Source organism: Bradyrhizobium sacchari, from assembly GCF_002068095.1.
In the GTDB taxonomy this organism is placed as follows: domain Bacteria; phylum Pseudomonadota; class Alphaproteobacteria; order Rhizobiales; family Xanthobacteraceae; genus Bradyrhizobium; species Bradyrhizobium sacchari.
In genome coordinates, this window is sequence record NZ_LWIG01000007.1 from 873859 (window position 1) to 887259 (window position 13401).

11 protein-coding genes and 1 pseudogene are annotated in these 13401 nt (G+C 64.9%); 6 read left to right on the forward strand and 6 right to left on the reverse strand.

Annotated features, from left to right (window positions below):
• The 5 genes and pseudogenes from A5906_RS10635 to A5906_RS10655 form a co-directional block, all read left to right on the forward strand.
• Nucleotides 1-1720, forward strand: a pseudogene (locus A5906_RS10635) (glucan ABC transporter ATP-binding protein/ permease); the annotation flags it as partial.
• 190 nt (nucleotides 1721-1910) lie between these two features.
• Nucleotides 1911-3353, forward strand: a complete 1443-nt coding sequence (locus A5906_RS10640) for a D-alanyl-D-alanine carboxypeptidase family protein (protein ID WP_080135109.1) — start codon at nucleotides 1911-1913, stop codon at nucleotides 3351-3353.
• 192 nt (nucleotides 3354-3545) lie between these two features.
• Nucleotides 3546-5231: a long-chain fatty acid--CoA ligase gene (locus tag A5906_RS10645; RefSeq protein WP_080135110.1), complete on the forward strand. Its 1686-nt coding sequence runs from the start codon at nucleotides 3546-3548 to the stop codon at nucleotides 5229-5231.
• Nucleotides 5232-5247: 16 nt separating this feature from the next.
• Nucleotides 5248-5802: a DUF924 family protein gene (locus tag A5906_RS10650; protein ID WP_080135111.1), complete on the forward strand. Its 555-nt coding sequence runs from the start codon at nucleotides 5248-5250 to the stop codon at nucleotides 5800-5802.
• A gap of 108 nt (nucleotides 5803-5910) precedes the next feature.
• Nucleotides 5911-6396: a peroxiredoxin gene (locus tag A5906_RS10655; RefSeq protein ID WP_011084135.1), complete on the forward strand. Its 486-nt coding sequence runs from the start codon at nucleotides 5911-5913 to the stop codon at nucleotides 6394-6396.
• A gap of 193 nt (nucleotides 6397-6589) precedes the next feature.
• Here A5906_RS10655 and rnhA read toward each other — a convergent pair whose 3' ends face one another.
• Genes rnhA through ispH form a run of 3 tightly spaced genes read right to left on the reverse strand, consistent with a single transcriptional unit; the run spans nucleotide 6590 to nucleotide 9009 of the window.
• Nucleotides 6590-7054 (reverse strand): ribonuclease HI, encoded by a 465-nt coding sequence (rnhA, locus tag A5906_RS10660; protein WP_080135112.1) that lies wholly within the window; start codon nucleotides 7052-7054, stop codon nucleotides 6590-6592.
• On the reverse strand, nucleotides 7051-8034 hold the full coding sequence (locus A5906_RS10665; RefSeq protein WP_080135113.1) for a homoserine kinase: 984 nt from the start codon (nucleotides 8032-8034) through the stop codon (nucleotides 7051-7053). Before A5906_RS10665 ends, rnhA begins: the two co-directional genes overlap by 4 nt.
• A 6-nt stretch (nucleotides 8035-8040) precedes the next feature.
• Nucleotides 8041-9009 carry a 4-hydroxy-3-methylbut-2-enyl diphosphate reductase gene (gene ispH / locus A5906_RS10670; RefSeq protein WP_080135114.1) on the reverse strand — a complete coding sequence of 323 codons (969 nt, stop codon included), beginning with the start codon at nucleotides 9007-9009 and terminating at the stop codon, nucleotides 8041-8043.
• A 254-nt stretch (nucleotides 9010-9263) separates the two neighbouring features.
• Here ispH and A5906_RS10675 point away from each other — a divergent pair, with 254 nt between their 5' ends.
• Complete coding sequence (locus tag A5906_RS10675) at nucleotides 9264-9959, forward strand: DUF1013 domain-containing protein (protein WP_080135115.1); 696 nt, start codon at nucleotides 9264-9266, stop codon at nucleotides 9957-9959.
• Between the two features lie 127 nt (nucleotides 9960-10086).
• Here A5906_RS10675 and A5906_RS10680 read toward each other — a convergent pair whose 3' ends face one another.
• The 3 genes from A5906_RS10680 to A5906_RS10690 all read right to left on the reverse strand — a co-directional run bounded on the left by A5906_RS10680 (nucleotide 10087) and on the right by A5906_RS10690 (nucleotide 13346).
• Complete coding sequence (locus A5906_RS10680) at nucleotides 10087-10845, reverse strand: OmpW/AlkL family protein (RefSeq protein WP_080135116.1); 759 nt, start codon at nucleotides 10843-10845, stop codon at nucleotides 10087-10089.
• Nucleotides 10846-11036: 191 nt separating this feature from the next.
• Nucleotides 11037-11303, reverse strand: coding sequence for a hypothetical protein (locus A5906_RS10685; RefSeq protein ID WP_080135267.1), 267 nt, complete (start codon nucleotides 11301-11303; stop codon nucleotides 11037-11039).
• 120 nt (nucleotides 11304-11423) lie between these two features.
• On the reverse strand, nucleotides 11424-13346 hold the full coding sequence (locus A5906_RS10690) for a propionyl-CoA synthetase (RefSeq protein WP_080135117.1): 1923 nt from the start codon (nucleotides 13344-13346) through the stop codon (nucleotides 11424-11426).
• Nucleotides 13347-13401: the final 55 nt, after the last annotated feature.

The window sequence follows — 13401 nt, forward strand, 5'->3', positions numbered from 1 at the left end:
CGCCAACCTCCTGCTCGCCACCTCGCAATTCGCCGAGCCGGTACTGTTCGGACGGATCGTCGACGTGCTCTCCGGCAAGACGGTGGCCGGCACGAACTCGGCCTGGCCGTTTCTGGCCGCCTGGGTGGCGTTCGGACTGTTCACCATCGCCTGCAGCGCGCTCGTGGCCCTGCAAGCCGACCGGCTCTCGCACCGCCAGCGCCAGGCGGTGCTGACCGACTATTTCGAGCACATCCTGCAGCTGCCGCTGACCTTCCACTCTGGCACCCATTCGGGCCGGCTGATGAAGGTGATGCTCAACGGCACTGATGCGCTGTGGCGGCTGTGGCTCGGCTTCTTCCGCGAGCACTTCGCCGCGATCCTCTCGGTTGTGGTGCTGTTGCCGCTGTCGCTCTACCTGAACTGGCGGCTCGCGATCCTGCTGTTCGTGCTCTGCGTCGTCTTCACCGCGCTGACGACCTTCGTGGTGCGCAAGACCTTCGGCATGCAGATGGAGGTCGAGGAGCACTACAGCGAGCTCTCCGCCCGCGCCTCGGACGCGCTCGGCAATGTCGCGCTGGTGCAGAGCTTCGTCCGCGTCGAATCCGAGGTGAAGGGGCTGCGCTCCGTCGCCGACGAGCTGCTGGCGGCGCAGATGCCGGTGCTGTCCTGGTGGGCACTCGTCACCGTCATCACGCGCGCCTCCACCACCATCACGGTGCTCGCGATCTTCACCCTCGGCATCGCCCTGCACGACCAGGGTCTCACCTCCGTCGGCGAGATCGTGATGTTCGTGAGCTTCGCGACCATGCTGATCCAGAAGCTCGAGCAGGTCGTGAGCTTCATCAATAACGTCTTCATGGAAGCCCCGCGCCTGCGCGAATTCTTCAATGTGCTCGACGCGGTGCCCGCGGTGCACGACCGGCCCGACGCAATCGACGCGAGGCGGCTGTCCGGCCTCGTCGAGTTCAACGACGTCACCTTCTCCTATGACGGCAAGCGGCCGGCCATCGAGGACCTCACCTTCACCGCGCTGCCCGGCCAGACCATCGCGCTGGTCGGCCCGACCGGCGCCGGCAAGTCCACCGCGATCGCGCTCCTGCACCGCGCCTTCGATCCGCAATCCGGCATCATCAAGATCGACGGCATGGACGTGCGCGGCGTCACGCTGACCTCGCTGCGGCGGAACATCGGTGTCGTGTTCCAGGAGGCGCTGCTGTTCAACCGCTCGATCGAGGAGAATCTGCGCGTCGGCAAGCCGGATGCGACCGAGGCCGAGATGCGCAAGGCCGCGGAGCGCGCGCAGGCGCTCGACTTCATCGAGCGCAGCGGCGGTTTCGCGACCAATGCCGGCGAGCGCGGCCGCATGCTCTCGGGCGGCGAGCGCCAGCGCCTCTCGATCGCCCGTGCGCTGCTGAAGGATCCTCCGATCCTGATCCTGGACGAAGCCACCTCCGCGCTCGATGCCGTCACCGAGGTCAAGGTGAACGCCGCTCTCGACGAAGTGATGAAGGGCCGCACCACCTTCGTGATCGCCCATCGTCTCTCCACCATCCGCAATGCCACGCGGATCCTGGTGTTCGAGAACGGACGCGTGATCGAAACCGGAACTTTCGATGAACTCGTGGCCAAAGGCGGCCATTTTGCCGAGATGGCCAAGGCCCAGTTCATGGTCCAGGAGAAGGCGCGGGCCAGCGTGACGGCCGCCGAGGCTGCTGCGACAGCTGCGAAATCCCCCTAGCAAGTCCCGAGAGGACCGTCGAAATTCGGCCTACTTCCTTGCGGAATACCGCACCGATCCCCCTATTCTCGACGCACCAGCCGGTATAGGTTTGCAACGCCGCAAGCGGCGGCGCCGGATTTCAGAACCCGAAACTCAGATCGCGAGACCCGCCCGTATCAGGCGGATCTCCAAGGACCGGAATCGGATAGTGCACGCCCTTCGCCCGCTGCTTCGCAAGTCCCTGTTCAACCTGTTCGCCGCGACCTTCGCATGCGCTGCGCTGCTCGCACCGCGCGTCGCGAGCGCCGAAGCGCTGCTGCTGATCGAGGCCGACAGCGGCAAGGTGCTGCAGGCGGACAACGCGACCATTCCCTGGTATCCGGCCTCCGTCACCAAGATCATGACCGCCTATGTGACGTTGAAGGCGGTCAAGGACGGCAGGCTGACACTCGACACGCTGCTCACGGTGTCGCCGACCGCCGCTTCCCAGTCGCCGTCGAAGATGGGGTTCCGCCCGGGAACGCAGCTCACCGTCGACAACGCGCTGAAGATGATGATGGTCAAGTCGGCGAACGACATGGCCGTCGTGCTCGCCGAAGGCGTCGGTGGCTCGATCGACGGCTTCTCCGCGATGATGAACGACACCGCCAAGAAGCTCGGCATGACGCAGACGAGCTACGTCAATCCGAACGGCTTGCCCGCCGACGGCCAGATCACCTCGGCGCGCGACCTCGGCATCCTCGCGCGCTCGTTCCTGCGCGACCTGCCCGAATACGAATATTTCGTGCACATTCCGGCGATCCGTTTCGGCAAGCGCGTGACCGGCAATTTCAACAAGCTGATCGGCCGCTATCCCGGCGCCGACGGGTTCAAGACCGGTTTCATCTGCGCCTCCGGCTACAATCTCGTGGCCTCCGCCACGCGCAACGGCCGCCGCCTGATCGCGGTGGTGCTGGGTGCGAACTCCGGCACCGCGCGCGCGGTGAAGGCGGCGCAGCTGCTCGAGCGCGGCTTCAGCCAGGACGGTCTCACCTGGCTCCGGCCCTCGCTCGGCACCGTCGACAAGCTGGTGCCGGTCGACGCCTCGCCACCGAATCTGCGCGACGAGATGTGCGGCGGCCATCGCAAGCGGCCCGCGAGCGACGACGACGACGCCTTGATCGCAGCCAATGGCGCCACGTCCGGATCGGCGTCCGCGACCGGCGGCGAAGCCCAGGTGACCTTCTTCACCGCCGGCCTCCAGCCGCCCCTGATGAAGGCCTCCGAGCTGATGGCCTCCGCGCCGGCGGCGACCGAGCCCGTGCTGGTCTATACCGGCCCGACCCGCACCGGCCCCGCCCTGATCGCGGCGGTCGCGGCCGACGCCGACCAGCAGGCGACGCCAAAGCCGCATGGCAAGAAGTCGCGCGTCGCCAAGAAGCCCGACGCGGCCGACAAACCCGCCGATAAGCCGAAGGACGCCAGGACGGCTGCGGCAAAGCCGGATGCCAAACCGGCCGACGGCAAGACCGCAGCCAAACCTGCTGGGATCAAGCATGCGGCAGCCAAGTCCGATGCGGCGGCAAAGCCCACGGCGAGCGGCGATCAGGCGAAGCCTGCCAAGCCCAAGGCCGCAACCAAGCCTGCCGCCAAGCCGGCCAACAACAGTTAACGCCCCTCGGAATTGAACCGCAGCCCGCGTTTCGCACCTGCGGCAACGCGGGCTACGACGATTCCAGTAGCCACTCTCCGACCTTTGCCCTAAGCCTCGACGGCTTGCCACCCGTTCCGGCAGGCTCGATACTGGCGGCAATGAGGCAAGCCCGAGATACAACGGGCTCTGGTAAATTGAGGGGAGTTTTCCATGGAGCGCATCTGGCTCAAGCAATATCCGCCCGGCGTGCCTGCTGATATCGAGCCGACCCAATACGCATCGCTGGTCGACCTCCTGGAGGAGAGCTTCACCAAGTTCGCCGACCGCAAGGCGTTCATCTGCATGGACAAGTCGATCAGCTATCGCGACCTCGACCAGATGTCGGTTGCACTCGCCGCGTACCTGCAGGGCCGCGGCCTCCAGCGCGGCGCCCGCGTTGCGATCATGATGCCGAACGTGCTGCAATATCCGGTCGCGACCGCCGCCGTGCTGCGCGCCGGCTTCGCCGTCGTCAACGTCAACCCGCTCTATACCCCGCGCGAGCTCGAGCACCAGCTCAAGGATTCCGGCGCCGAAGCGATCGTCGTGCTGGAGAATTTTGCCCACACGGTCGAGCAGGTGATCGCCAGGACACCGGTGAAGCACGTCATCGTCGCCAGCATGGGCGATTTGCTCGGCTTCAAGGGCGTGATCGTGAATCTCGTCGTCCGCCGCGTCAAGAAGATGGTGCCGGCCTGGTCGCTGCCGGGCGCGGTGTCCTTCAACGACGCGCTCTCAGCCGGCCGCTCTCTCGCCTTCAACAAGCCGAAGCTTTCGCCGGGCGACGTTGCGTTCCTGCAATATACCGGCGGCACCACCGGCGTTTCCAAGGGCGCGACCCTGCTCCACCGCAACATCGTCGCCAACGTCCTGCAGAACGACGCCTGGCTCCAGCCTGCGCTGGCGCAGCCGCCACATGTCGAGCAGCTGATGGTCGTCTGCGCGCTGCCGCTCTACCACATCTTCGCGCTCACGGCCTGCTACCTGCTCGCGGTGCGCGCCGGCGGCTGCAATCTCCTGATCCCCAATCCGCGCGACATCGCGGGCTTCGTCAAGGAGCTTGCAAAATACCAGGTCAACAGCTTTCCGGCCGTCAACACGCTTTACAACGGCCTGATGCACCATCCGGACTTCAAGAAGCTCGACTTCTCCAAGCTGAAGATCTCCAACGGCGGCGGCATGGCGGTGCAGCGCCCGGTGGCCGAGCAGTGGAAGGCGGTGACCGGCTGCTTCATCGCTGAAGGTTATGGCCTGTCGGAGACCTCGCCGACGCTGACCTGCAACCCCGCGACCACGACCGAGTTCTCGGGCTCGATCGGCATACCCGTGCCCTCGACCTACATCTCGATCCGCGACGATGACGGCAACGAGGTGCCCCTGGGCCAGCCGGGCGAGATCTGCGCCAAGGGCCCGCAGGTGATGGCGGGTTACTGGAACAGGCCGGAGGAGACCGCCAAGGTGACGACGCCGGACGGCTATTTCCGCACCGGCGACATCGGCGTGATGGACGAGAAGGGCTACACCAAGATCGTCGACCGCAAGAAGGACATGATCCTGGTCTCCGGGTTCAACGTCTATCCCAACGAGATCGAGGAAGTGATCGCGAGCCATCCCGGCGTGCTCGAATGCGCTGTGATCGGCATCCCCGATTCCAGGTCCGGCGAGGCGGTGAAGGCGTTCGTGGTGAAGAAGGACCCGAACCTCACGGCGGAAGGCGTGATCAAGTTCTGCCAGGAGCAACTCACCGGCTACAAGGTGCCCAAGCACATCGAATTCCGCAACGACCTGCCGAAGACCAATGTCGGCAAGATCCTGCGCCGGCAGCTTCGCGACGAGAAGAAGGCGGAGGCGGCGTAAAGCGCGCCTCCCGTTCATGACTGACGCCCCCGACATCGCACCATCAGGCGTTCTCGCCTTCTGGCGAGAAGCCGGCCGCGAGCGCTGGTACGAGCGCAGTGACGCCTTCGATGAGGAGGTCAGGCGCCGCTTTCTTTCGCTATGGCAGAAGGCAGCCGGCGGCGAACTCTCATCGTGGGAGGCAAGCGACGATGGCGCGCTCGCGCTGATCATCGTGCTCGACCAGTTTCCCCGCAACATGTTTCGGGGCACGCCGGAAGCCTTTGCCAGCGACGCGTTGGCGCGCGACGTCGCCCGCCGCGCCATCGAGCGGGGCGTGGACCGCAGGATCGATCCCATCCTGCTCGAATTCCTCTACATGCCCTTCATGCATTCCGAGCACCTGCCGGATCAGTTGCACTGCATCGCGCTGTTTGCGAACACCGACAATACCGAAAACCAGAAATACGCCCGGGTCCACGCCGACATCATCCAGCGGTTCGGCCGCTTCCCCCACCGCAACCGCGCCCTTGGTCGTCCAACCACTGAGGAAGAGCAGGCCTTCCTCGACGAAGGCGGCTTTTCCGGATGATGACATCACGGTGAAGGGCGGCGGGCTGCGCCGCTTTCCCCGCCGGCAATATTGTGCAGGCCCGCCGCCCGGTCTAAAAAGCGGGACCGATTTTCAGGGAGACTGACGATGGCGATCCAGACTGGCGACAAGCTGCCCGAGGCGAAATTCCGCGTGATGACGGCGGAGGGCCCGCAGGTGAAGACCACCGACGATATCTTCAAGGGCAAGAAGGTGGCGCTGTTCGCCGTGCCCGGCGCCTATACCGGCACCTGCCACAAGATGCATCTGCCGAGCATCTTCCTCAACGCCTACGCCATCAAGGACAAGGGCGTCGACACCATCGCCATCATCTCGGTCAACGACGCCTTCGTCATGAATGCCTGGAAGCGCGACACCGACCAGCGCGACGAGGCCGTCTTCCTCGCCGACGGCAATGCCGACTTCACCAAGGCGATCGGCATGGAGCTGGATGCCTCCGCCAACGGCCTTGGCATCCGCTCCAAGCGCTATTCGATGCTGGTCGAGGACGGCGTGGTCAAGAAGCTGAACCTCGAAGCGATGCCCGGCAAGGTCGAGGTCTCCGGCGGCGATACGCTGCTCGGGCAGCTGTAAGACGGCCACCGCTCGCGGCCGCACTATCGGTGTCGTCCCGGCGAAGGCCGGGACCCATACCCCAGGGTGAAGTTGCGGCACGAGCTGGTCACCACGAGTCTTCGCCAAACTTGACCCTGTGGTTATGGATCCCGGCCTTCGCCGGGATGACAGCGGAGATTGGGGCGCGGCTGCACAAGAGAAATGCGCGCGCCTACTCCGCCACCCGCTGCTGCAGCCTGGCCTTCACGATCCCATCCCGCGCGAGCTGATCCGCGCGCTCGTTCTCGGGGTGGCCGGCGTGGCCCTTGACCCAGTGCCAGCGGACCTCGTGCTGCTTCAAGGCGGCGTCGAGGCGCTGCCATAGCTCGACGTTCTTCACCGGCTTCTTGTCGGCGGTGCGCCAGCCGTTGCGCTTCCAGCCGAAGATCCAGCCCGTGATGCCCTGCCGCACATACTGGCTGTCGGTGTAGAGATCGACGGTGCACGGCTTCTTCAACGCCTCGAGCGCGGAGATCGCCGCCATCAGCTCCATCTGGTTGTTAGTGGTATGCGGCTGGCCGCCGTTCAGCTCTTTTTCCTTGTCGCCGAACTTCAGGATGGCGCCCCAGCCGCCGGGACCGGGATTCCCCGAGCAGGCGCCGTCGGTATAGATCGTGACGACGGGCTTTTCGCTCACGCGACCAACCCTGATGGCATCAGCCCGTAATCGCGGACGCTCGATACACTCTGGTGGAAGCGCAGCTTGCGGACATATTCCAAGGGATCCTTCGGCTTCACCAGCGCGCCGGGCGGGACGTTGAGCCAGTCCACCAGCCGCGTCAGCAGGAAACGGATCGCGGCGCCGCGCGCCAGCAGCGGCAGCGCGGCCTCTTCCGCTTCCGACAGCTTGCGCACACGGCCATAGGCGTTGAGGAAGGCGCGCGCCTTGGTGACGTTGAAGGAGTGATCCGGCTCGAAGCACCATGCGTTGAGGCAGATCGCGACGTCATAGGCCAGCATGTCGTTGCAGGCGAAGGTGAAGTCGATGATTCCCGACAGCTTGTCACCGAGGAAGAAGACGTTGTCGTTGAAGAGGTCGGCGTGGATCACGCCCTCGGGCAGGTTGGTCGGCCAGACCCCGCTCGCGAGATGATCGAGCTCGGCGGCGAGAAACGCACGCAGACCGGGCTGCACCTCGTCGGCCCGGCTTGAGGCCGCGTCGAACAACGGCCGCCAGCCCGAGACCGACAACGCATTGGCGCGCCGAATCGCGAAATTGGCGCCGGCCAGATGCATCCGGGCCAGTCCCTCGCCGACGCCGGCACAATGGGTCGCGTTCGGCTTGCGCGGCCAGACGCCTTCGAGAAAGGTGATGATCGCGGCCGGGCGCCCCGACAGCTCACGCAGCGCCTCACCGTCTTTTCCCTTCACCGGCAGCGGGCAATTGACGCCGTGCTCGGCGAGATGCGTCATCAGCGCGAGGAAGAACGGCAGATCGTTCTTCGCCACGCGCTTCTCGTAGAGCGTGAGGATGAACGAGCCCTGGCTGGTGTGCAGCAGGAAATTGGAATTCTCGACGCCCTCGGCGATGCCCTTGTAGGAGAGCAGCTCGCCGAGATCGTATTGCTTCAGGAAATCCGCAAGCTCGTCGGCGGCGACGTCGGTGTAGACCGCCATAAAGGTCTACTCGGCGGCGGCTTCGGGGCGCACCTGACGCGGCAGCGGGAAGAACTCGTTCTCCTCCGCGGCCGAGACCGTCTCCACGTGCAACGTGTAGCGCTCGGCAAAGGCGTCCATGATCTCCTCGACGATGACTTCCGGCGCGGAGGCGCCCGCGGTGATGCCGAGGCTCGTGATGTTGCCGAACCTGCCCCAGTCGATATCGGTGGCGCGCTGCGCCAGCACGGCGATCTTACAGCCCTCGCGCTCGGCGACCTCGCGCAGGCGCTGCGAGTTCGACGAATTGGGAGCACCGACAACGATGAGCGCGTCCACCACCGGCGCCACCTTCTTCACCGCGAGCTGGCGGTTGGTCGTGGCGTAGCAGATATCTTCCTTGTGCGGACCGTTGATGTTCGGGAAGCGCTCCTTCAGCAGCGCGACGATCTCCGCGGTGTCGTCGATCGACAGCGTGGTCTGGGTCACGAAGGCGAGGTTATCAGGGTCCTTCGGATTGATGGTCTTGGCGTCCTCGGCGGTCTCGATCAGGGTCACGGCGCCGGACGGAAGCTGGCCGAGCGTGCCGACCACCTCGGGGTGATGGGAATGGCCGATCAGGAAGATCTCGCGGCCGCGTTTGAAGTGAATCGCGGCCTCGCGGTGCACCTTGGTCACCAGCGGGCAGGTCGCATCCAGCGAGAACAGGTTGCGGGACTGGGCGTCGGCCGGAACCGATTTCGGCACGCCATGGGCCGAGAACACCACCGGCGCGGTGGTATTTTCCGGGATTTCAGCCAGTTCCTCGACGAAGATGGCGCCCTTTTTCTTCAACCCGTCGACGACATATTTGTTGTGCACAATCTCATGGCGAACATAGACGGGGGCGCCGTACTTATCGAGCGCCCGTTCCACGGTGTCGATCGCCCGGACCACCCCGGCACAGAAGCCGCGGGGAGAACAAAGCACGATCTTGAGGTCTGGTTTGGCTGACATTGGGCGATCTCGGGACCGAATCACCTCGCCAAACGGGCGGGAAAGCGGTCGGATGGATGAATAGGGCTTAGGTACGGGCTTACGGGACTAGAGAGGGAATTGGGCCCCCTTTCGGGCGCTGTCAAGGCACTATCTATAGCAGAACCATTGCGTGGCTAGCCCCTCCGGGCTTATATAGCGCGAATTCCCTGTCATCGCTGATGACCACCGGTTTCGCCTCCAGAGGGGTGGGCGAAGCACAAAGGAGATTTGCCATGAGCAACGCACCTCTGATGCCCAAGGCGACCGCCGTCTGGCTGCTCGACAACACCGCGCTGACCTTCGACCAGGTCGCCGACTTCACCAAGATGCATCCCCTCGAGGTGCGCGCGATCGCCGACGGCGACGCCGCCCAGGGCATCAAGGGCATGGACCCCCTCTCCAACGGCCAGCTCACCCGCGAGGAGATCGAGAAGGGCGAGAAGAACCCGGACTACCGGCTTCGCCTGCAGGAGAGCAAGGTGGTGCTGCCGCCGCAGCCCAAGCGCAAGGGCCCGCGCTACACTCCGGTCTCGCGCCGCCATGAGCGCCCGAGCGCCATCCTCTGGCTGCTGCGCAACCATGCCGAGCTGAAGGACGCCCAGATCATGCGCCTCGTCGGCACCACCAAGAGCACGATTGCCAGCGTGCGCGACCGCACCCACTGGAATACGTCGTCGCTGACCCCGATCGACCCGGTCACCCTCGGCCTCTGCTCGCAGATCGAACTGGACTTTGAGGTCCAGCGCGCGGCCAAGGAAAAGCCGATCGACGCGGCCTATGGCGGCGCCACCCTGCTGCCGGCGTCCGAAACAACGCGCAAGGACGAGTACGAGCCCGCGGAGAAGTCCAGCGACGACCTCAACGTCGACGCCGTGTTCGCCAAGCTGAAGACGCTCGGTGGCAAGAAGCAGGACGAAGACGAGCAGTAGGCTCCGCTCTTCGATCGCGAGCAACACAAGCAAAACGCGGCAGGAAAACCTGCCGCGTTTTTGTTTTTTGCGCGTCTCCCTCCGGCGGGACGACGCGGTGAGGTTTCATGCCTACCCAACACCCATCTCAAAACTTGTAGGTCACGCCGGCGCCGACCAGCCACGGATCGATATGCGCATTGCCGGTGACGGGCAGGCCGCTGACGGTCGCCGAGTAATCCGGCCGCAGCCAGAGCTTCTTGACGTCGACGTTGAGACCCCAGTGCCGGTCGAGCATGTAGTCGAAGCCGAACTGCACGGCACCGCCGAAGGCATTGCTGACGTGCAGGTTCGTGGTGGTGGCGACGATCGCGGGCGGACCGACGATGGCAGCCGGCACGTTGGCGGCGGAGTTGTTGAAGAACACGGTGTAGTTCACGCCGGCACCGACATACGGCTTGAACGCGCCGAAATTGTCGAAGTGGTATTGCAGCGTCAGCGTCGGCGGCAGCAGCGTGGTCTTGCCGATCGGCAGATTCGCGAGCGACCCGGTGCCGCTGATCGAGTGCCTGGTCACGCCGAGGATCAATTCGGCCGCGATGTTCTTCGTGAAGAAATAGCTGATGTCGAGCTCGGGCACGACCTGGTCGCTGATCGAGAGGCCGGAATTCGGCGACGACAGCGAGGGAACGCCCGCGACATTGACGGTGGAGCCGCCGGCATCCGGCAATACGCCGAGCACGCGTAGACGCACCATCCAGGGGTTGAACGCCTCCACCGGCGGCGGCGCCTTCTTGTAGACCGGCAGATCAGCGGCCTGCACTGGTGCAACGGTCCCGGCAAGCATCGCGCCAAGAGCCGTCCCAAGCGCCGCGAGCCGCGCCAAGTTTCTTATCGTTCCGTCCATTTCAATCCCCTTCAGCCATAGGCGCGCTTCGTTGCGCGACATGTGCGTCAGAGCAGAAAGGGGAGGGGGAAGGATTTGACGCCGATCAAATCAGGATTAACGCGACACGATTTGGCCGTGGCGTTGCAGATCTGTCACGAGGAAATGCGAATGCGAGGCAGTGGCGCAGCAGGATAATTCCTGCCCCGTGCTCACGGCCGCTCGGGATGGTTCAGCATGTATTCGCCGAGATCGCGCTGGCGCCGGTCGGCACGGGCGGTGGCGGCGTTACGCTGGACGTCACGGTCCTTGCGGCAGGCCACATATTCCGGCGAGCCCTGCGCATAGCCGCGGCCCTGGCACACGGCATCGTCGTCGTCGCCGCCCATGGCCACGGGCGTCTGGTAGCGCGCCGAGCAGGCGGAGAGAGCGATGGCGAGCAGGGAGACGGCCCCATACTGCGCGAGTTTGGCTGACATTTGGTCGTCCTGTCTCATTCGTCATTGCCGGGCTTGACCCGGCAATCCATCGAAATCAAGGCAATTGCTTGCTCATTGATGGATGCCCGGGTCAAGCCCGGGCATGACAGAAGGGCAACCTCACACCCTTCCCTTCAGCGCCTCGCCGATCTCGTCCAGCACCTTGGGATCCTCGATCGTCGCCGGCATGGTCCAGGATTCGCCGTCGGCGATCTTCTTGATGGTGCCGCGCAAAATCTTTCCGGAACGCGTCTTGGGCAGCCGGCCGACGGTGATGGCGAGCTTGAACGCGGCGACGGGTCCGAGCTTGTCGCGCACCAGCGCGATGATCTCCTTCTCGATCTCGGCGGGCGGGCGCTGGACGCCGGCCTTGAGCACCAGGAAGCCGCAGGGCACCTCGCCCTTGATCGCGTCCTTGACGCCGAGCACGGCGCATTCGGCGACATCGGGATGCGAGGCCAGGATCTCCTCCATGCCGCCAGTGGACAGTCGATGGCCGGCGACGTTGATGATGTCGTCGGTGCGGCCCATCACGAAGACATAGCCGTCCTCGTCCTTGTAGCCGGCGTCGGAGGTTTTGTAATAGCCGGGGAATTCGCTCAAATAAGCTTCCTTGAAGCGCGAATCCTGATTCCACAGCGTCGGCAGGCAGCCCGGCGGCATCGGCAGTTTTATCACTATCGAGCCCATGGTGTTCGCAGGCACCGGCTTCGCCGCCTCATCCACCACGTCGACCTGATAGCCCGGCATCGGGACCGTCGGCGAGCCGTGCTTCACCGGCAGCATGCCGAGGCCGACCGGATTGCCGGCGATGCACCAGCCGGTCTCGGTCTGCCACCAATGGTCGATGACAGGCACCTTGAGCTGCTCCTCGGCCCATTCCACCGTCGGCGGATCGGCGCGCTCGCCGGCGAGGAACAGCGTACGGAATGTCGACAGGTCATATTGCCGGATGAACTTTCCTTCCGGGTCCTCTTTCCGGATCGCGCGGAACGCGGTCGGCGCGGTGAACAGAGCGACCGCCCTGTGCTCGCTGATGACGCGCCAGAACGCGCCGGCGTCGGGCGTGCCGACCGGCTTGCCCTCGTACATGATCGAGGTCGCGCCATGCAGCAGCGGGCCGTAGATGATGTAGCTGTGGCCGACCACCCAGCCGATGTCGGAGCCGCACCACCAGACCTCGCCCGGCTTGACGCCGTAGAGGTTGAACATCGACCATTTCACCGCAACCAGATGGCCGCCATTGTCGCGCACGACGCCCTTGGGAATGCCAGTGGTGCCGGAGGTGTAGAGGATGTAGAGCGGATCGGTGGCGGCGACGGGAACGCAAGCCGCCTTGTTGCCGTCATTCATCGCCTTGCGGCGCAGGCTCGCCCAATCATAGTCGCGCCCCGGCGTCAGATCGCAGGTGAGCTGCGGACGTTGCAGCACAACACACGCTTTCGGCTTGCTGCCGGCAAGCTTGATCGCCTCGTCGAGCAGCGGCTTGTACTGCACGATCCGGCCGGGCTCGATGCCGCAGCTCGCCGACAAGATCAGCTTGGGCTGCGCATCGTCGATGCGGGTCGCGAGCTCCTTGGCGGCAAAGCCGCCGAACACCACCGAATGCACCGCCCCGATACGCGCGCAGGCGAGCATCGCGACCACCGCCTGCGGCACCATCGGCATGTAGAGGATGACGCGGTCGCCCTTGGCGACGCCGAAATCCTGCATGATGGCGCCAAGCGCCTGCACCTCGCTCAGGAGCTCGGCATAGGTGACCTTGGTGATCGAGCCCGTCAGCGGCGAATCATGGATCAGCGCGACCTGGTTCGCGCGGCCGCGTTCGACATGGCGGTCGAGCGCGTTGTAGCAGGTGTTGACGACGCCGTCGGTGAACCAGCGGCCATAGGGTCCCTGCGAGGGATCGAAGATTGTCTTCGGCGGCTGGATCCAGTCGATCTCCCTGGCCGCCTCGCCCCAGAAGCCCTCGGGATCGGCCAGCGAGCGCGCATGGACCTCGTGATAGAGACTCTTCCCGTCGGCTTTCCCTTGGACGTTCATTCCCGCGCTCCCGTTCCCTTTATGGCCTGGCCCTGACCCTTGTGGCAGGACAGGC

What these genes read in the sequence shown, in the direction of transcription:
- A5906_RS10680 (WP_080135116.1), bottom strand. Translation starts at nt 10,845, where the DNA reads ATGGACGGAACGATAAGAAACTTGGCGCGGCTCGCGGCGCTTGGGACG.
- A5906_RS10690 (WP_080135117.1), bottom strand. Translation starts at nt 13,346, where the DNA reads ATGAACGTCCAAGGGAAAGCCGACGGGAAGAGTCTCTATCACGAGGTC.
- ispH (WP_080135114.1), bottom strand. Translation starts at nt 9,009, where the DNA reads ATGTCAGCCAAACCAGACCTCAAGATCGTGCTTTGTTCTCCCCGCGGC.
- A5906_RS10665 (WP_080135113.1), bottom strand. Translation starts at nt 8,034, where the DNA reads ATGGCGGTCTACACCGACGTCGCCGCCGACGAGCTTGCGGATTTCCTG.
- A5906_RS10675 (WP_080135115.1), top strand. Translation starts at nt 9,264, where the DNA reads ATGAGCAACGCACCTCTGATGCCCAAGGCGACCGCCGTCTGGCTGCTC.
- A5906_RS10650 (WP_080135111.1), top strand. Translation starts at nt 5,248, where the DNA reads ATGACTGACGCCCCCGACATCGCACCATCAGGCGTTCTCGCCTTCTGG.
- A5906_RS10645 (WP_080135110.1), top strand. Translation starts at nt 3,546, where the DNA reads ATGGAGCGCATCTGGCTCAAGCAATATCCGCCCGGCGTGCCTGCTGAT.
- A5906_RS10685 (WP_080135267.1), bottom strand. Translation starts at nt 11,303, where the DNA reads ATGTCAGCCAAACTCGCGCAGTATGGGGCCGTCTCCCTGCTCGCCATC.
- A5906_RS10655 (WP_011084135.1), top strand. Translation starts at nt 5,911, where the DNA reads ATGGCGATCCAGACTGGCGACAAGCTGCCCGAGGCGAAATTCCGCGTG.